Raw genomic sequence first — 17374 nt, 5'->3', positions numbered from 1 at the left:
CAGGTCTAGGGTCGAAGATCGTGACCGAGATTTCTGAAGACGAACTGGCCGGGCTGTCCGAATTCTCGCTGCTGTCCGAAAACGCCGAGCAGGCCGGAGTCTCCGGGCCCCTGCCCGAAGCGGAGCGCGTCGAGTCCGGAACGGGCGAAAGCAGAATCAGCGCCCTGCGCTGGGGCAGCACTCCCCCGCGGATCGTATTCGTGCATGGCGGCGGGCAGAATGCGCACACCTGGGACACCATCATCGTCGGCATTGGTGGACCCGCGCTGGCGGTCGACCTGCCCGGCCACGGCCACTCCGCCTGGCGCGAGGACGGCGACTATTCGCCGCAGCACAATGCCGACACCTTGCTGCCGATTCTGCGCGAACACGCCGCGTCGGCGGACCTCGTCGTCGGCATGTCGCTGGGCGGGTTGACCGCGATCCGGCTGGGGGCGGTGGCGCCCGAACTGGTCAAAGAGCTGGTGCTGATCGACGTCACTCCGTCTGCGCTGCAACGACATTCCGAGATGACCAAGGAGCAGCAGGGCACGGTGGCACTGATGCACGGGGAACGCGAGTTCCCCAGCTTCCAGGCGATGCTCGACTTGACGGTCGCCGCGGCGCCGCACCGCGAGGTGAAGGCACTGCGCCGCGGGGTGTTCCACAACTCGCGCAAGCTGGAAAACGGCAAGTGGACGTGGCGCTACGACGCCATCCGCACCTTTCCCGACTTCGCCGGCCTGTGGGACGACGTCGACGCCTTGTCCGCTCCTGTGACCCTGGTGCGCGGCGGTTCATCGGGTTTCGTCAGCGACGAGGACGCGGCCGAGCTCAGCCGTCGCGCAAAGCAATTCCGCTCTGCCCACGTCGTCGAGAATTCCGGCCATTCCGTCCAAAGCGACCAGCCGCGTGCGCTGATCGACATACTGCGCGGGGTGCTCGACGCGCGCTGAGCCATCATGACCGACCACCACCGCCGCACCAGATCCACCGGGCGGCCGCGCGACGCCTCGATCGACGACCGCGTTCTGTCGGTGACGCGTGAGCTTCTGGTGGAAGTGGGCTGGGACGAGCTGAGCGTGCGCTTGGTCGCGGCACGCGCCGGCGTAGGACGGTCCAGCCTCAACCGTCGCTGGTCGTCCAAGGCGGAGCTTGTGCTGCACGCCATCCTGGGCGAAACACCCGATTTGGCACCGTTTTCCGGCACCGATCTGCGCGGCTGGATCGACTGGGTGGTGCGCGGCAGTCACGAGCTGTTCAGCAGGCCCGACGTGCGGGCCGCGGTGCCGGGTCTGCTGCTGGCGCTGCGCGAAAACGATGGCCTTCGGGAAAGGTTGTGGGAGAGCTTCAGCGGCCCGGCGGTGGAGTTGTTCGCGGAGCGAGTGCACCCGAACACGCCGTCGCAACGGCGGCGTGCCGATCTCGACGCGCGGGCGTCGCTCGCGATGGCGGCCGGTGCGGCGCTGTTCGTCACGACGGTCGCGCGTGACGACGACTCCGAAGCGCTACGGCGCCGGATCGCGGCCCTGTTGGTGACGGCCGTCAGCGCGTCCACCGGCGAGCAGTGACTCGACGATCGCCGCTCTGGGGGATCGCCAGGTGACGCCGAGATCCTGCACGGTCTTGCTGTCGTCGGTGGGAGTGGCGGCGGTAAGCAGCACCGCCGCTTCGTAACTGAGCCCGTCGCCGAGCGCGACGTATCGGCCGACGAAGTCGGCAAGACGACCGATGGCACGCAGCACGCCGGGCGACATGGGGACCCGCCGCACCCGCCGGCCCAGCCCCTCTTCGAGTGCGTCGATCATCTCGTCGAAGGTGAGCAGCCGCCCTCCGCAGACGTAGCGGCGGGGGCCCCGGCCGCTTTGCATGATTCGCGCGTGCGCCTCGGCCACGTCCCGCACGTCGACCATCTGCATGCCCCCGCGCACTGTCGGGGCGATTCCCCAGCGCACGATCGGCGCCCAGCCCTGCTCCGTGACGCCTGCGGCGGTGCCGAAGGCCGGCCCCACGACGCTCGAGGGATACGTCACCACGACCGGCGCGCCGGTCTCCTGCAACCGCCGGGCGGCGCGGTCGGCGTACCCCTTGGTCTTGGCGTACGCGCTGCGCCCGGGCGCCGTGGGAGTGTCGGGGGAAATGATGCCGTCCGGTGGGGGGAACAGCGCGCTGTAGCTGCTGACGAGCACCACCGGGTCGAGCCCGAGTTCGACCGCGCGGGTCAAGATCGCCTCGGTCGCATAGGCATTGACGTCCCACATCAACTGGGCGCGGCGTTCGTCGGTGCCCACCACGCCGGCGGCATGCAATACCGCGTCGGCTCCGGCGAGCAGCTCCTCGACCGTCGAGGCGGACCGCACGTCACCGGCGAGGACCGATACTGGCCCGAGCGTTCGTAGCCGGTCGACGACGGTGCTCGGCTCGTTGGGCGCCGCCAGCAGCTTCACGTGATGACCGGCCTCGAGCAATGCGCGCACCGTATGCGCCCCGAGGTATCCGGTTCCGCCCGTCACCGCGACATGCATCGATCATTCTCCGCCCTGGGATCCGCCGTCGTGCTATATTTCGGTGCCAATGGTATCGAAAGTGGCTTTCACACCGCTTCGCCTGGGGCCCTTGCACCTGAAAAACCGCTTCGTCAAAGCGGCGACGTTCGAGGGCGTGATGCCGCGCGGCCGCGTCAGCGACGCGCTGATCGACTTCCACACTGAGGTGGCCCGCGGCGGGGTCGCCATGACGACCGTCGCCTACTGCGCGATTTCCCCCGGCGGCCGCGTGCACCGGGACACCATCGTTTTGGATCGCGAAAGGGTGCCGCAGCTGCGCCGGTTGACCGACGCCGTACACGCGGCCGGCGCGCTGGTGTGCGCCCAGATCGGTCACGCGGGACTGGTCGCGAACACGCTGTCCAACCGGACGGCGACCCTGGCGCCGTCCACCCGCGTCAGCGCACCGGCGATGGGACTGGTTCGGGCGGCCACCTGCGAACAACTCGAAGCTGTCGTCGACGACTTCGGCGCCGCCGCCCAAAACGCGGTCGACGCCGGATTCGATGCGGTCGAAATCCACATGGGGCACGGCTATTTGCTCAGCTCGTTCTTCAGCCCGAATCTGAACAGGCGCTACGACCGCTTCGGTGGCGACACCGTGCGCCGCGCGGAGCTGGCGCGTCGCGTCGCCGAACGGGTCCGGCTCGCCGTCGGTCAGTCCGTCGCCGTCACCGCCAAGTTCAATATGGACGACGGGGTTCGCGGCGGCTTCTGGCTGGACGACAGCATCCCCACGGCGCGGCTTCTCGAGCACGACGGACACCTGGACGCGTTACAGCTCACCGGCGGTAGCTCGCTGCTGAACCCGATGTACTACTTCCGCGGCGACGTTCCACTCGACGAATTCATCGCCTCTCAACCCCGGCCGGTCGGGCTGGGCCTTCGGGCAATCGGCCGGCGGCTGTTCCGCAGCTACCCCTTCGAAGAAGCATTCTTCCTGCCGCTCGCGCGTCAGTTTCGCACCGCGCTGTCGATGCCACTGATGCTCCTGGGCGGCATCAACCGGCTCGACACGGTGGAAAGTGCACTGAACGAGGGCTTCCAGTTCGTGGCGATGGCCCGTGCGCTGCTTCGAGATCCCTATCTGGTCAACGGATTTCGCGAGGAGACGGCGACGGAGGGCTTGTGTATCCACTGCATGAAATGCATGCCCACCGTCTACAGCGGAACGCATTGCGTCGTCCGCCGGCAGGTTGAGGCGGCGCCGGCAGGTTGACGGGGCCTACGGTGGTGCCATGACCTCTGCGTTTCCGATCCGCATCGGTGTCCAGCTGCAGCCGCAACACGCGCCGCAATACGGCCAGATCCGCGACGCCGTGCGCCGCTGCGAGGACATCGGCGTCGACGTCGCCTTCAACTGGGACCATTTCTTTCCGCTCTACGGCGATCCCGACGGCGCGCATTTCGAATGCTGGACGATGCTCGGGGCCTGGGCCGAACAGACATCGCGCATCCAGATCGGCGCGCTGGTGACGTGCAACTCGTACCGCAATCCGGAGCTGCTGGCCGATATGGCCCGCACCGTCGACCACATCTCCGACGGCCGGCTCATCCTGGGCATCGGTTCGGGTTGGAAACAAAAGGACTACGACGAGTACGGCTATGAATTCGGGACCGTCGGCAGCCGCCTGGACGACCTGGCGACCGCACTACCTCGAATCCAAGCTCGACTGGCCAAATTGAACCCGGCTCCCACCCGCGACCTCCCTATCCTGATCGGCGGCAAGGGCCCACGAAAGACGCTGCGAATGGTCGCCGAGTACGGCGACATCTGGCACGGCTTCACCACCGTCGAGACCTATCCGGCCGCGGCGACCGCGCTGGAAGACCATTGCGCCGCCGTAGGGCGCGACCCGTCCACCATCGAGAGGTCAGCCGGCGTCGAGGACAACAGCGGCGTTCGCCGCGGCGAGGGCGTCGACGGATTGATCGCCAACGCCGAAGGCCTCACCGCGCTGGGCGTGACGCTGCTGACCGTCGGTGTGAATGGGCCGGAATACGACCTGACCGCCGCCGAAGCGCTGTGCAAGTGGCGCGATAGTCGTTAAACCGGCCGCGCGGCATTGAATTGATCGGCCAAACACCTAAACGCACGCGCGAATTCGTGAGAAACTTCCACCGCCAGATGGCCGAGCCGGGTGTGAAAGAGACTCAACAAAAGATGCCGAAGAAATACGGGGTCAAAGAAAAGGACCTGGTTGTTTCGCACATCCTCCACCTTTTGTTGACCGGGAAGCTGCGCACTGGGGACCGCGTCGATCGCAATGAGATCGCAGTGGGCCTGGGAGTGAGCCGGGTCCCGATTCAAGAGGCGCTGGTCCAACTCGAACACGACGGCATTGTCCCCACGCGTTATCACCGTGGCGCGTTCGTCGAGCGGTTCGACGAAGACACCGTCCTCGAGCACCACGAACTCGACGGGCTGCTGAACGGGATTGCGTCCGCCCGCGCGGCGACCAGTCCAACGCCGCGGATTCTGGGACAGCTCGACGGGCTCATGCGCTCGCTTCGCACCGCCAAGGATTCGCGCACCTTCACCGACACCGCCGCCGAATACCGGCGCACCGTCAACGACGAGTACGCCGGTCCGCGGCTGCATGCCACGATCCGCGCCTCGCAGAACCTCATCCCCCGCCTGTTTTGGACGACCTTTCAAAGCGGGCGCCACGAGATGCTGCCGTTCTATGAAGACGAGACCGCGGCGATACAACGGCGCGACCCCGAAGCCGCGCGGGCGGCTTGCGTCGACCGCTCGTACCTGATGGCCCAGACGATGCTGGCCGAACTGTTCCGGCGGCGGGTCTTCACCTCGACCGACGACTTCAGTCGGGTGGTTGCGGGCCCGCCACAGGTCATCTCCGATGCGGACACCGCCCGCCGCGGAGCTCCGCTGTCGCTGTGAACGGACGCTGATCGGGCCCTGCCGCCGTTCAGTCGTTACGGTGACTCTGATGAGTTCGCGCGTGGGCCGGCACACCAAACGTCGCGGGAGGGCGTTCGGCCTGGCCGCGACAGTGCTCATGGTATGCGGCGTCGTGTTGGGCGGACCGGTTGCGCCGGCGGCCGCCGACTCGAATCAATGCGCACCGGCCGGCGTGGACAGCGCCCGGACCCTGCCCAAAGACCTGGCCGAGAACCCGACCACGGGCGAGGACGACCGCGACACAACGGCATCGGTCGAGCCGATCGGCGCGGTCGACGTCGACGGCCTGGGCCTGGGCACCCCGGGCGTCCTGACGGTCGGCACGCTGTCGGACGCTCCACCCAACATCTGCATCAATCCCACCGGCGAATTCAGCGGATTCGACAACCAATTGCTGCGCGCCATTGCCGACAAGCTGGGCCTGCAGGTCCGCTTCGTCAGCACCGACTTTTCCGCGCTGCTCGCCCAGGTGGCGTCGCGGCGATTCGACGTCGGCTCGGCAGCGGTGAAGGCCACCGACGCCCGTCGGCGCACCGTCTCGTTCACCAATGGCTACGACTTCGGCTTCTATTCGCTGGTGGTTCCGCCCGGTTCGGCAATCCACAAGTTCAGCGACCTGGCGGCCGGCCAACGCATCGGCGTCGTGCAAGGCACCGTCGAGGAGTCCTACGTCGTCGACGTCCTGCATCTGCAACCCGTGAAGTACCCGGGCTTTGCCACTTTGTACGCCAGCCTCAAATCCCGCCAGATCGATGCATGGGTGGCGCCGGGAGCCCTCGCGGCGACCGTCATCCGCCCGGGTGACCCGGCGGTGGTCGCCGCAAATACCTACAGCCCAGGCAATTTCGTGGCCTATGCGGTCGCACAAGGCAACAAGGGTCTGATCGACGCGCTCAATTCCGGGCTGGACGCCGTCATCGCCGACGGAACCTGGGCGCGCCTGTACACCCAATGGGTGCCGCGGACGATGCCGCCCGGCTGGAAGCCCGGCTCCAAAGCCGCGCCCTTCCCCAAACTGCCGGACTTCGCCGCGATCGCCAAACAACACCGCTCGGCCGCGGGCCCGCCCGCCCCGAAATCACCACTGGCGCAGTTGGGTGAGTCGTTCTTCGACTGGGATATGTACCGGCAGGCCATTCCCATTCTGTTCACCACCGGATTGCCCAATACCTTGATTCTGACCAACAGCGCCCTCGTGATCGGCCTGGCGCTGGGGATGGTGTTGGCGATGGCGGGAATCTCGCACCGGCGCTGGCTGCGCTGGCCGGCGCGGGTGTACACCGACATCTTCCGCGGGCTGCCCGAAGTGGTGATCATCCTGCTGATCGGGATGGGCATCGGCCCGTTGGTCGCCGGGCTGACCGACAAAGATCCCTACCCGCTCGGCATCGCCGCGCTGGGGTTGATGGCCGCCGCCTACATCGGCGAGATTTTGCGCTCCGGAATCCAAAGCGTCGATCCCGGGCAACTGGAAGCGTCCCGGGCGCTGGGCTTCAGCTATGTCACCGCGATGCGGCTGGTGGTGGTACCGCAGGGAATCCGCCGCGTGCTGCCCGCCCTGGTCAATCAGGCCATCGGGCTGCTGAAAGCCTCTGCGCTGGTGTACTTTCTCGGCCTGATCGCCGATCAGCGAGAGCTTTTTCAGGTCGGCCGAGACCTCAACGCGCAGACCGGCAGCCTGTCGCCGTTGGTTGCCGCCGGTCTGTTCTACCTGCTATTGACCATTCCGCTAACGCATTTGGTGAATTACATCGACACTCGCCTTCGCCGCGGCCGGCGCGCCGACGCGCCCGAGGACGACGCCGACATGCTTGCGACGACATTCGGCCAGGAAATCACGTGACCTCCGGCATTCACGCACGCGCGTCAGTCTCGCTGGCGGCCAAAGACCTTCACCAAACCCTGGGCGCAAGCAAGGTGCTGCGCGGCGTCGACATCGAGGCGCCCGCGGGCAGCACCGTGGCGATCATCGGGCCGTCCGGCTCGGGCAAGTCGACGCTGCTGCGTACCTTGAACCGCTTGTATGAGCCGGACAGCGGGGACATCCTGCTGGATGGCAGATCGGTGCTGCGCGATGATCCCGACGAGCTGCGCCAGCGTATCGGCATGGTGTTCCAGCACTTCAATCTCTTCCCGCATCTCAGCGTTCTGGAAAACGTTGCGATCGCTCCGCGAAAGTTACGGCGCCTGCCCGCCGACGAGGCGCGCGACCTAGCGCTGATGCAGCTGGACCGAGTTGGCCTGAAGCACAAGGCCGGTGCCCGGCCCAGCATGCTGTCCGGCGGGCAACAACAGCGGGTCGCGATCGCCCGTGCGCTGGCGATGGCGCCGCAGGTGATGTTTTTCGATGAGGCGACCTCGGCGTTGGATCCCGAAATGGTCAAGGGAATACTGCAACTCATTGCCGACCTCGGCGCCGGCGGCATGACAATGGTTGTGGTGACTCACGAAATGGGTTTCGCGCGGTCGGCATCCGACGCCGTTGTGTTTATGGATCACGGCAAGGTCGTGGAATCGGGCCCTCCTGAGCAGATATTCGACGCCGCAGAGACCGAACGGCTGCAGCGTTTTCTGTCCCAAGTGCTTTGATCTGCGCTATCGAGTGCGCGATAGCTCCCTTGTAAGCCCCTGATATCGGGATAGACTCCCGATTTATGGCAGACAGCGAATCGACCCCGGCCGAGGTAGCCGAACTCGCCGAAGGTTTGCACCGCGCTTTGTCCAAATTGTTTGCCATTCTGCGCCGCGGAGACCCCAGCGGCGCTGCGGCCGGAGAGTTGACCCTCGCCCAGTTGTCGATCCTGGTCACGCTCCTCGATCAAGGGCCCATTCGGATGACCGATCTCGCCGCACACGAGCGGGTGCGGACTCCCACCACGACCGTGGCGATCCGGCGGCTGGAGAAGGTGGGCCTGGTCAAGCGCTCCCGCGACCCCTCCGACCTGCGTGCGGTGCTCGTGGACATCACCCCGAGGGGCCGGGCGGTCCACGGCGAATCGCTGGCCAATCGGCGCGCTTCGCTGGCCGCGATGCTCAGCCAGCTCCCGACGGCCGACCTCAACACCTTGATGCAAGCGCTGGCCCCGCTGGAGCGGCTGGCCTCCGGTGACCCGACGTCTGGACCCGCCGGCGTGCCACCCGAACGCAAGGAGGCCTGAAAAGCGCACCGCATCAACGCTTTTCAGTTGATCCTGGGACATCGGTAAACTGCAGGACATGCCCAATGCACTCATCACCGGCGCCGGCGGCGGTATCGGATCGGCCATCGCCGCAGCGCTGGCACCCACGCACACCTTGCTGCTGGCGGGCCGCCCGTCCGATCGGCTCGACGCGGTCGCGCAGCGACTGGGGGCCACCACGTTTCCCCTGGATCTCACCGACTCCGGCGATATCCAGGCCGCCTGCGAAATCGTGGACGAACTCGACGTGCTGGTGCACAACGCGGGGGTGTCCATACCCGGCACTGTCGCCGACTCCAACGTCGACGATTGGCGTGCCACCTTCGCCGTGAACGTCTTTGGACCGGTGGAACTTACGCTGGCGCTGCTGCCGGCGCTGCGGCGCGCCCGCGGGCGGGTGGTGTTCATCAATTCCGGGTCCGGCCGGACCGCTTCGCGGAGTATGGCCTCCTATTCGTCCAGTAAGTTCGCGCTGCGCGCCTTCGCGGATTCGCTGCGCAGCGGCGAACCGGACTTGAAAGTGACGACCGTTTATCCGGGACGGACCGACAGCGACATGCAGCGAGAACTCGTCGAGTTCGAGGGCGGCAGCTATGACCCGGCCGACTTCCTGAAGCCTGAAACAGTCGCGGCCGCCGTCGCTAATGCGGTGGCCACCCCGCCCGACGGTCACTTGCACGAGGTGGTGCTGCGGCCCGCCGAGCGCTAGGTGCCGCTACACGACCAGGTTGACCAGTCGGCCCGGGACCACGATCACCTTGCGCGGGTTGGCACCCGCTAAAAACGCCTGGACCTTCTCGTCGGCCAGCGCGGCGGCCTTCAGCGTGTCCTGATCGGCGTCGGCCGCCACCAGCACCCGTCCGCGCACCTTGCCGTTGACCTGCACCGGGTATTCGATCGTGTCGTCGACCAGATAGGCGGGATCGGCGACCGGGAAGGGGCCGTGCGCCAGCGAGGTCTGGTGGCCCAGTCGCAGCCACAACTCCTCGGCCATATGCGGGGCCAGGGGCGCCAGCATCAACACCAGCGGCTCGACAGCCGCCCGGGGCACCGCGTCGCGATGCTCCTTGGTGAGATGGTTGGTGTATTCGATCAACTTGGCCGCAGCGGTGTTATTGCGCAGTGCGGCATAGTCTTCCGCGACCCCGGCAACGGTCCGATTCAGTGCTCGCAGCGTGTCGGTCGCCAACTCATGTGCCGGGCCGTCGACCACGCGGGTGTCACCGGTCTGCTCGTCGATCACTAGGCGCCACACGCGCTGCAGGAAGCGGTGGGCTCCCACGACGTCCTTGGTCGCCCAGGGGCGCGAGGCCTCCAGCGGGCCCATCGACATCTCGTAGACCCGCAGCGTGTCGGCGCCGTAGTCGTCGCAGATCTCGTCGGGTGATATCGAATTCTTCAGGCTCTTACCGATTTTCCCGAACTCCTGGAAGACCTCGACCTCTCCCCCGGGTCCCGGGTAGAGGAACCGGCCGTCCCGCTCGACCACTTCTTCCGCAGGGACGTACGAGCCGCGCGCGTCGGTGTAGGCGAAGGCCTGGATATAACCCTGGTTCACCAACCGGCGATAGGGCTCCCGAGAGCTCACATGGCCCAGGTCGTAGAGGACCTTGTGCCAGAACCGCGCATACAGCAGATGCAGCACCGCGTGTTCGGCGCCGCCGACGTACAAATCGACGCCACCGGGATCCTGCGGCCCATGCTCAGCCGGCCGCGGACCCATCCAGTAGGCCTCATTCTCCTTATCGCAGAACCGTTCCGAGTTGTGCGGATCGGTGTAGCGCAGTTCATACCAGGAGCTGCCGGCCCACTGCGGCATCACGTTGGTGTCGCGGCTGTAGGGCTTGAGGCCGTCGCCGAGGTCCAGCTCGACGTGCACCCAGTCTGTCGCCTTGGCCAGCGGTGGCGACGGCTCGCTGTCGGCGTCGTCGGGGTCGAACAGCACGGGCGAGTAGTCCGGCACGTCGGGCAGCTCGACCGGCAGCGCGGCTTCGCCGAGCGCATGCGCACGCCCGTCCGTGTCGTACACGATGGGGAACGGTTCGCCCCAGTAGCGCTGCCGGGCGAAAAGCCAGTCGCGCAACTTGAATTCGATGCGCGCGCAGCCACGACCCTCAGCCTCCAGGCGCGCGGTGATCTTCTCCTTGGCCGCGGCCACAGCCAATCCGTCGAGGTGGCCGGAGTTGACCAGCACCCCGTCGCCGGCGTAGGCGGCCTCCGAAATGTCACCGCCGGCAATGACTTCCACGATCGGCAGCCCGAACTCGTGGGCGAAGTCCCAGTCGCGCTGATCGTGACCGGGAACCGCCATGATCGCCCCGGTGCCATAACCGGCCAGCACGTAGTCGGCGATGAAGATCGGCACCGGTTTCCCGTTGGCGGGATTGACGGCGTAACTGCCCAGGAAGGCGCCGGTCTTCGCCTTACTCTCCTGGCGTTCGAGGTCCGACTTCGATGCGATCGCCTGCCGGTAGGCGGCGACGGCCTCGCGCGGTGTGGCGGCGCCGTATTTCCAACGTGCATCGGTGCCGTCCGGCCATGCGGCCGCCACCAAGTTGTCGACCAGGCCGTGCTCGGGCGCCAGCACCAGGTAGGTGGCGCCGAACAAAGTGTCGGGGCGCGTGGTGAACACCTCGACATCGACGGTCTCGCCGTCGGCGCCGGTCGCCGCGAACAGCGCTTTGGCGCCGGTGGACCGGCCGATCCAGTTGCGCTGCATGGTTTTGACCGGCTCGGGCCAATCCAGTACGTCGAGGTCGTCGAGCAGCCGGTCGGAGTATGCGGTGATTCGCATCATCCACTGCCGCAGTCGTTTCCGGAACACCGGGAAGTTGCCGCGATCGCTGCGGCCGTCGGGGGTCACCTCTTCGTTGGCCAGCACGGTGCCCAGACCGGGACACCAGTTCACCATCGAGTCGGCCCGGTAGACCAGTCGGTGGGCGTCGATGACGTCCGCCCGCTCCCCCGCCGACAGCGCGTCCCAGTCGCGCCCGTCCTCGAGGCCGCGGGCACCGGAAGCGAATTCGGCGACCAGCTCGCCGATGGGTCGGGCCTTGTTGGCGGCGGTGTCGAACCAGGCGTTGTAGATCTGTAGGAAGATCCATTGGGTCCACTTGTAGAACTCGACGTCGGTGGTGGAGAAGCTGCGCCGGTTGTCATGGGCGAGGCCCAGGCGTCCCAGCTGGCGCCGGAAGTTGACGACGTTGGCCTCGGTACGGGTGCGCGGGTGGGTCCCGGTCTGCACCGCGTACTGTTCGGCGGGCAGCCCGAAGGCGTCAAACCCCAACGCATGCAACACATTACGGCCGGTCATCCGGAAGTAACGGGCGTACACGTCCGTTGCGATGTAGCCGAGCGGGTGGCCGACGTGCAGCCCCTCCCCCGACGGGTAGGGAAACATGTCCTGCACGAACAATTTGTCGTCGGGCACCGGGGCTCCATCTGCCGGAGCCAGCGAACCGACCGGGTTGGGCACGTTGAACGTCCCGAGCTTCGCCCAGTTCTCCTGCCACGCGGCCTCGATACGGCCCGCCAACGCCGCGGTGTAGCGATGCGGCGGCGCGTCAGATTCGGGCACGGCGGCGCCAGAGCTGCTCGCCGGCGAAGCGGTCGGGGAGTCGGTCACCTGAACAGGGTATAAGGGAACCCCAGCGGCCCCGCCGGGCTACAGGTTGGTCTCGGTTCCGTTGCGCGCCGATCAGAGGTTCATCCCAGGTGTGTTTCGAGCCTGTTCACCGCCTTTGACCTCTAGTTACAGTCAGCCACTATCGACGGCTTCTGGTACTTGAGCCATTGGAAGGACCGACGCAGATGATTGAGATCGTCCCCGCCCACCGGGCGCTCCTCGGCGGTGTGGTCGCTGGCCTGATCGGCCTGGCGGTTGTCGCGGGCGGCACGGCGTCGGCAGACCCGTTGCCCCCGGCGCCGGCGCCCGCCCCCACGGTCCCCGCGCCGGCACCTCAGAACCTCGGGCCAGAGCTCGTGCCACCGAGCCGATACCTCGCGGCCCCGCCGGCCGCCAATCAGATTGCCCCGCGGGCCACCGCCCCGGCCCCCGCAACCACGGTTCCGGCCGCGGTCCCCCCGGCGGTTCCGGCCGCGGTTCCGGCGGCGGCCCCGGTTCCGGCGACGTCGGGAACGATTCACGAATTCCTGCAGTCGAAGGGCGTGAAGCTGGAGGCGCAAAAGCCCCAGGGCTTCAACGCACTCGACATCACCCTGCCGATGCCCCCGCGCTGGTCCCAGGTGCCCGACCCCAACGTCCCCGATGCGTTCGCGGTCATCGCCGACCGGCACGGCAGCAGCATTTATTCATCGAATGCCCAGGTGGTGGTGTACAAACTCGTCGGTGCCTTCGACCCCAGAGAGGCCATCACCCACGGCTACGTCGACAGTCAGAAGCTGCTGGCCTGGCAGCCCACCAACGCATCGATGGCCGATTTCGGCGGTTTCCCGTCCTCAGTCGTCGAAGGCACCTACCGCGACGGCGATTTGACGCTCAACACGTCGCGGCGCCACGTCATTGCCACGTCGGGACACGACAAGTACCTGGTTTCGCTGTCGGTGACCACCGATCGCGCGGTGAGCGTCGCCGACGCGCCCGCCACCGACGCCATCATCAATGGATTCCGCGTCAGCGCCCCCGGCGCGGCCGCCCCGGCGCCGGCCCAGGCTCCCGCCGCCTCTCCGGTCGGGCTGCCCGCCCAGCCTCCCGCGGCTACACCGGTCGCGCCTGCCGCTCCGGCACCGGCCGCCGTTCCGGTTTCCCCGGCACCCGCAGTGGCCCCAGCCGCGCCTGCCGCCCCGGCACCCGGTGCCGCTCCGCTGGTACCGCTGGCCCAGACGTCACCCGCGGCCCCGGTCGGGCTTCCCGCGCAGGCGCCGGCGGCAAATCCGCAGCGCACACCCAGCCTATTGGCGATGTTGCCGGGACTGCCCCCGCTACCGAACTTCTCGTTCCTTCAGCACTGAACGACGACCGCGCCGGCGCCCGCAGAGCCGGGTGCGTGGGCCGGTGAACCGGCTCGTATTGTGAGCCCATGCTGATTGCGGGCGTGCTGTGCGTGTGTGCGGCGGTGGTCTCGGCGGGGTTCGGCACCTGGTCGCTGGCGCATAACCGGAGTTTCGGCGCCACCGCATTGGCGCTGCGCGCGATGGCGCCGACACAATTGGCGGCCGCCGTGATGCTGGCGGCGGGTGGCGCGGTGGCGGTGGCCGCGGTCCCGGACACCGCGCTGGTTGTGCTCGTCGTCTGTGTGGTGGGCGCGCTGGGAACGTTGGCCGCCGGCTCGTGGCAGAGCGCGCGCTTCGCGCTGCGCCAGGAAGCGGCCGCGCCCGCCTGCGCCGGCAGCTGCGCCGGATGCACGCAGTCGTGCCACTGATCTGAGCCGGGGGAGAGGCCCTAGTTCCGGCTGATGTCGATGGGGTGGGTGGCGAGCAGCGAAAGCGGCAGCGGCTGGCGACGCAGGACTTGGCCCCACAGGTCGGACCTCGGACCCACCAGCACGTCGGATGGCAAGGCGGACAACACAATCCAATCGTCGCGCTCGATCTCGCCTTCCAGCTGACCGATAGTCCAGCCCGAGTACCCCGCGAAGATCCGCACCCCTTCCACCGAAGGCGCGATCACGTCGGGATCGGCGTCGAGATCGACCATGACCACCCGCCCGTCCACATGCCGCAAGCCGGGCACGTTCTGGGGGTCCGCGCCGACGCGAAGCGTCGCCAGACACAGCGCCGCATCACGCTTCACCGGCCCGCCGATGAACATCGTCTTCGGCTTGGCCGACAACTTGGTCCACTGCGGCAAGACGTTGTACACCGCGGTGTCGCTGGCGCGGTTCAGGACGACGCCCAACGTCCCTCCGTCGTTGTGCTCGACGATGTAGATCACGCTGCGCCGAAACGTCGGTTCGAGAAGGTCGGTGTTGGCGAGCAGCAAAGTGCCCGCACGCACCCGTTGCGCGGCGGGTGCGACGTAGTCCTCTGGATCCTCCGGCGGCGGCACCCCACCATCATCGCATCCGGCGCATCGTGGCCCGGGCCAATCGAGACCGTGGGCCACGGAGATTTGTACTGTGGTTGGACGGCTCTGATCGCGCGAGCATTGTCAGCCCCAATCGTGGAAGTCGGTTTCGGTGATCCCTACCCGGATGCAGTCCAGCGCACCCGTTGAAGTGTGGCGGTCGGTGCGCGGCTTGCCGGATTTCTGGCGGCTGCTGCAGGTGCGTGTCGCGAGCCAGTTCGGTGACGGTCTGTTTCAGGCGGCACTGGCCGGTGCCTTGCTGTTCAACCCCGATCGGGCCGCCGATCCTCTTTCCATAGCGCGCGCCTTCACGGTTCTGTTCTTGCCGTATTCGCTGCTGGGTCCGTTCGCCGGGGCGTTGATGGACCGTTGGGATCGGCGGCTGGTGCTCGTCGGCGCCAACGTGGGCCGGCTGATCCTCTTCGTCGCGATCGGCACGATCCTGGCGGTCCGGGCTGGTGATGTGCCGCTGCTGCTGGGCGCCCTGTTCGCCAACGGTCTGGCCAGGTTCGTCGGGTCCGGGCTGTCGGCCTCGCTGCCGCATGTGGTGCCGCGCGAGCAGGTGGTGACGATGAACTCGGTTGCCACCGCGGCCGGGGCCATCGCGGCGTTCTTCGGCGCAAACTTCATGCTGGTGCCCCGATTCATTTTGGGGGCCAGCGACAAGGGCGCCTCGGTGATCGTGTTCCTCACGGCGATTCCCGTGTCGATCGCGTTGCTGTTGTCCTGGCGGTTCGGTGCGCGGGTGCTGGGCCCCGACGACACCCGGCGAGCGATCCACGGACCCGTCATCTACGCGGTGATCACCGGCTGGCTGCACGGCGCACGCACGGTGGCGCAGCGTCCTACGGTCGCCGCCACCCTGTCCGGCTTGGCCGCCCACCGGATGGTCGTCGGCATCAACTCGCTGCTGGTCTTGTTGCTGGTCCATCACATGCCCAACTTGAAAGGTGGGGGATTCGGCACCGCCCTGATGTTTTTCGGCGCCGCGGGCCTGGGCGCCTTTTTGGCCAACGTCCTGACACCACCCGCGATCCGCCGGTGGGGGCGCTACGCGACGGCGAACGGCGCGCTGGCCACGTCGGCGATCATCGAGGTCGCCGGCGCCGAGCTGCTCGTCCCGATCATGGTCGCGTGCGGCTTCTTGCTGGGCATCACCGGGCAGATGGTCAAGCTCTGTGCCGACACCGCGATCCAGATCGACGTCGACGACGCGCTTCGCGGGCACGTGTTCGCCGTGCAGGACGCGCTGTTCTGGGTCGCGTTCATCGTCTCGATCACGGTGGCCGGCATCTTGATTCCCGACGACGGGCACGCGCCCACCTTCGCGCTGTTCGGATCGGTGCTGTACCTGATCGGCCTGGTCGTGCACGGCATCATCGGGCGCGGCGGCGGCCCAGCGAGCGATCGTTAAGGTACAGACGTGAATTGTGCGATGGCCGCGGCCGACGGTCCAGGCCCGCGATGACCGGTCCCGCCCCCATGGTCGACGACCTGCGCGCCGAAAGCGACGCGCTCGACGAGCTGGTCGCGCCGTTGTCGCCCGACCGCTGGGCCGAGGCGACGCCGGCGCCCGGCTGGACCATCGCACACCAGATAGGCCACTTGCTGTGGACCGATCGGGTGGCTCTGATCGCGGTTACCGACGAGGTTGGGTTCGCCGAGGTGTTGGCGGACGCGGCCGCCGACCCGGCGGGCTTCGTCGACCACGGCGCCGAGGAGCTGGCGGCGCTGGCGCCGGCCGAGCTGCTCGCCGAGTGGCGGCTCACGCGGGCGCGGCTGCACGACGCGCTGCTCACGGTGCAGTCCGGTCGCAAGCTCCCGTGGTTCGGCCCACCGATGAGTGCGGCGTCGATGGCCACCGCACGCCTGATGGAGACCTGGGCGCACGGTCTCGATGTCGCCGACGCCCTGGGCGTGACCCGCCCCGCGACGGAGCGCCTGCGGTCGATCGCTCACCTGGGAGTCCGCACCCGCGATTTCGCCTTTGCGGTCAACGATTTGGTGCCACCGGCCGAACCGTTTCTGGTCGAGCTGCGCGGTCCCGGCGGCGACACGTGGACCTGGGGGCCGCCCGAAGCCGAGCAGCGGGTCAGCGGGTCCGCCCAGGACTTCTGCTTCCTGGTCACCCAACGGCGTCCATTGAGAGCCCTCGACATCACGGCCCGGGGCCCCGACGCCCAGCGCTGGTTGGAGATCGCTCAGGCTTTCGCGGGGCCTCCGGGCACCGGTCGATGAGCGCGTGAACGCGCGAAGAGAGCCGGGGCCCCATCCGATCAAGCACCGGTCGATGAGCGCGTTAACGCGCGAAGAGAGCCGGGGCCCCATCCGATCAAGCGCCGGTCGATGAGCGCGTGTCAGTGCAGCGGCCCGCCGTAACTCGCCTGGTTCTCGGCCTCGGCCTCCTCGCGCAGCGCGGCAATCGCGAGATTCAACCTTTCGGCCAACTCGACGTGCCCATATCCGGTCATCACCCCGGGATGCAAGGTCAGTTTCAGCAGCCGGCCATCGGAGTTCGCGACGGCATACACGTCACCCAGATCGACGCTGTAAGTGACCGCTTCGGCGTGCGCCACAAGGGCTTCCCACTTGTCAGCCGCCTCGCTCAGTTCCCGAAGAACCGATTCGACGAGATCCTTCTCGCTGAGATTCGCGCGACTGCCCGAACCCGCCACCACGACAGTATCGTCGACCCCTCCGACCAGCGTCAATTCATATG

16 protein-coding genes and 1 pseudogene are annotated in these 17374 nt (G+C 67.5%); 13 read left to right on the top strand and 4 right to left on the bottom strand.

Going from position 1 to position 17374, the window contains the following annotated elements; translation table 11 throughout:
• Positions 1-20: 20 nt before the first annotated feature.
• Together AC5Y4T_RS09390 and AC5Y4T_RS09385 are read left to right on the top strand one after the other, a co-directional pair.
• Positions 21-935, top strand: coding sequence for an Rv0045c family esterase (locus tag AC5Y4T_RS09390; RefSeq protein ID WP_499952797.1), 915 nt, complete (start codon positions 21-23; stop codon positions 933-935).
• A gap of 6 nt (positions 936-941) precedes the next feature.
• Complete coding sequence (locus tag AC5Y4T_RS09385) at positions 942-1550, top strand: TetR/AcrR family transcriptional regulator (protein WP_499917380.1); 609 nt, start codon at positions 942-944, stop codon at positions 1548-1550.
• On the opposite strand, the gene AC5Y4T_RS09380 is transcribed toward AC5Y4T_RS09385, so the two are convergent.
• Positions 1488-2504: an NAD-dependent epimerase/dehydratase family protein gene (locus AC5Y4T_RS09380; RefSeq protein ID WP_499952796.1), complete on the bottom strand. Its 1017-nt coding sequence runs from the start codon at positions 2502-2504 to the stop codon at positions 1488-1490. The two genes, AC5Y4T_RS09385 and AC5Y4T_RS09380, sit on opposite strands and share 63 nt — an antisense overlap.
• A gap of 49 nt (positions 2505-2553) precedes the next feature.
• Between AC5Y4T_RS09380 and AC5Y4T_RS09375 the strand changes: the two genes are divergently transcribed.
• The 7 genes from AC5Y4T_RS09375 (at position 2554) to AC5Y4T_RS09345 (ending at position 9339) form a co-directional block, all read left to right on the top strand.
• A complete protein-coding gene (locus tag AC5Y4T_RS09375) occupies positions 2554-3744 on the top strand; it encodes an NADH:flavin oxidoreductase (protein ID WP_499952795.1) in 1191 nt (396 codons plus the stop codon).
• Between the two features lie 19 nt (positions 3745-3763).
• Complete coding sequence (locus tag AC5Y4T_RS09370; RefSeq protein WP_499952794.1) at positions 3764-4576, top strand: LLM class F420-dependent oxidoreductase; 813 nt, start codon at positions 3764-3766, stop codon at positions 4574-4576.
• A 113-nt stretch (positions 4577-4689) separates the two neighbouring features.
• The gene (locus tag AC5Y4T_RS09365) at positions 4690-5430 is read left to right on the top strand and encodes a GntR family transcriptional regulator (RefSeq protein ID WP_499952793.1); all 741 of its coding nucleotides are present in this window, start codon (positions 4690-4692) and stop codon (positions 5428-5430) included.
• A 49-nt stretch (positions 5431-5479) separates the two neighbouring features.
• Complete coding sequence (locus tag AC5Y4T_RS09360) at positions 5480-7294, top strand: ABC transporter substrate-binding protein/permease (protein ID WP_499952792.1); 1815 nt, start codon at positions 5480-5482, stop codon at positions 7292-7294.
• Entirely contained in the window at positions 7291-8040 is a 750-nt protein-coding gene (locus AC5Y4T_RS09355) for an amino acid ABC transporter ATP-binding protein (RefSeq protein ID WP_499947238.1), read from the top strand. The genes AC5Y4T_RS09360 and AC5Y4T_RS09355 overlap by 4 nt, the downstream gene beginning before the upstream one ends.
• A 65-nt stretch (positions 8041-8105) precedes the next feature.
• Positions 8106-8609, top strand: a complete 504-nt coding sequence (locus AC5Y4T_RS09350) for a MarR family winged helix-turn-helix transcriptional regulator (protein ID WP_499952791.1) — start codon at positions 8106-8108, stop codon at positions 8607-8609.
• A gap of 58 nt (positions 8610-8667) precedes the next feature.
• Positions 8668-9339, top strand: coding sequence for an SDR family oxidoreductase (locus AC5Y4T_RS09345; protein WP_499952790.1), 672 nt, complete (start codon positions 8668-8670; stop codon positions 9337-9339).
• Positions 9340-9345: 6 nt separating this feature from the next.
• Here the strand turns inward: AC5Y4T_RS09345 and leuS are convergent, their stop codons facing one another.
• Positions 9346-12255, bottom strand: a complete 2910-nt coding sequence (gene leuS / locus AC5Y4T_RS09340; RefSeq protein WP_499952789.1) for a leucine--tRNA ligase — start codon at positions 12253-12255, stop codon at positions 9346-9348.
• Positions 12256-12440: 185 nt separating this feature from the next.
• Here leuS and AC5Y4T_RS09335 point away from each other — a divergent pair, with 185 nt between their 5' ends.
• A complete protein-coding gene (locus tag AC5Y4T_RS09335; RefSeq protein ID WP_499952788.1) occupies positions 12441-13601 on the top strand; it encodes an LpqN/LpqT family lipoprotein in 1161 nt (386 codons plus the stop codon).
• A 68-nt stretch (positions 13602-13669) separates the two neighbouring features.
• A complete protein-coding gene (locus AC5Y4T_RS09330) occupies positions 13670-14011 on the top strand; it encodes a hypothetical protein (RefSeq protein WP_499917391.1) in 342 nt (113 codons plus the stop codon).
• A 20-nt stretch (positions 14012-14031) separates the two neighbouring features.
• On the opposite strand, the gene AC5Y4T_RS09325 is transcribed toward AC5Y4T_RS09330, so the two are convergent.
• The gene (locus tag AC5Y4T_RS09325; RefSeq protein WP_499917392.1) at positions 14032-14637 is read right to left on the bottom strand and encodes a YqgE/AlgH family protein; all 606 of its coding nucleotides are present in this window, start codon (positions 14635-14637) and stop codon (positions 14032-14034) included.
• 99 nt (positions 14638-14736) lie between these two features.
• Between AC5Y4T_RS09325 and AC5Y4T_RS09320 the strand changes: the two are divergent.
• Positions 14737-16069: pseudogene (locus tag AC5Y4T_RS09320) on the top strand (MFS transporter).
• A gap of 50 nt (positions 16070-16119) precedes the next feature.
• On the top strand, positions 16120-16893 hold the full coding sequence (locus AC5Y4T_RS09315; protein WP_499917393.1) for a TIGR03084 family metal-binding protein: 774 nt from the start codon (positions 16120-16122) through the stop codon (positions 16891-16893).
• A gap of 119 nt (positions 16894-17012) precedes the next feature.
• Here AC5Y4T_RS09315 and AC5Y4T_RS09310 read toward each other — a convergent pair whose 3' ends face one another.
• Positions 17013-17333 carry a DUF2710 family protein gene (locus AC5Y4T_RS09310; protein ID WP_499917675.1) on the bottom strand — a complete coding sequence of 107 codons (321 nt, stop codon included), beginning with the start codon at positions 17331-17333 and terminating at the stop codon, positions 17013-17015.
• Between the last annotated feature and the right edge of the window lie 41 nt (positions 17334-17374).

The sequence above is a fragment of the Mycobacterium sp. NGS11 genome, from assembly GCF_059813315.1.
The sequence above is the reverse complement of the archived record's forward strand: the minus strand, read 5'-3'. Positions and strand labels throughout refer to the sequence as shown.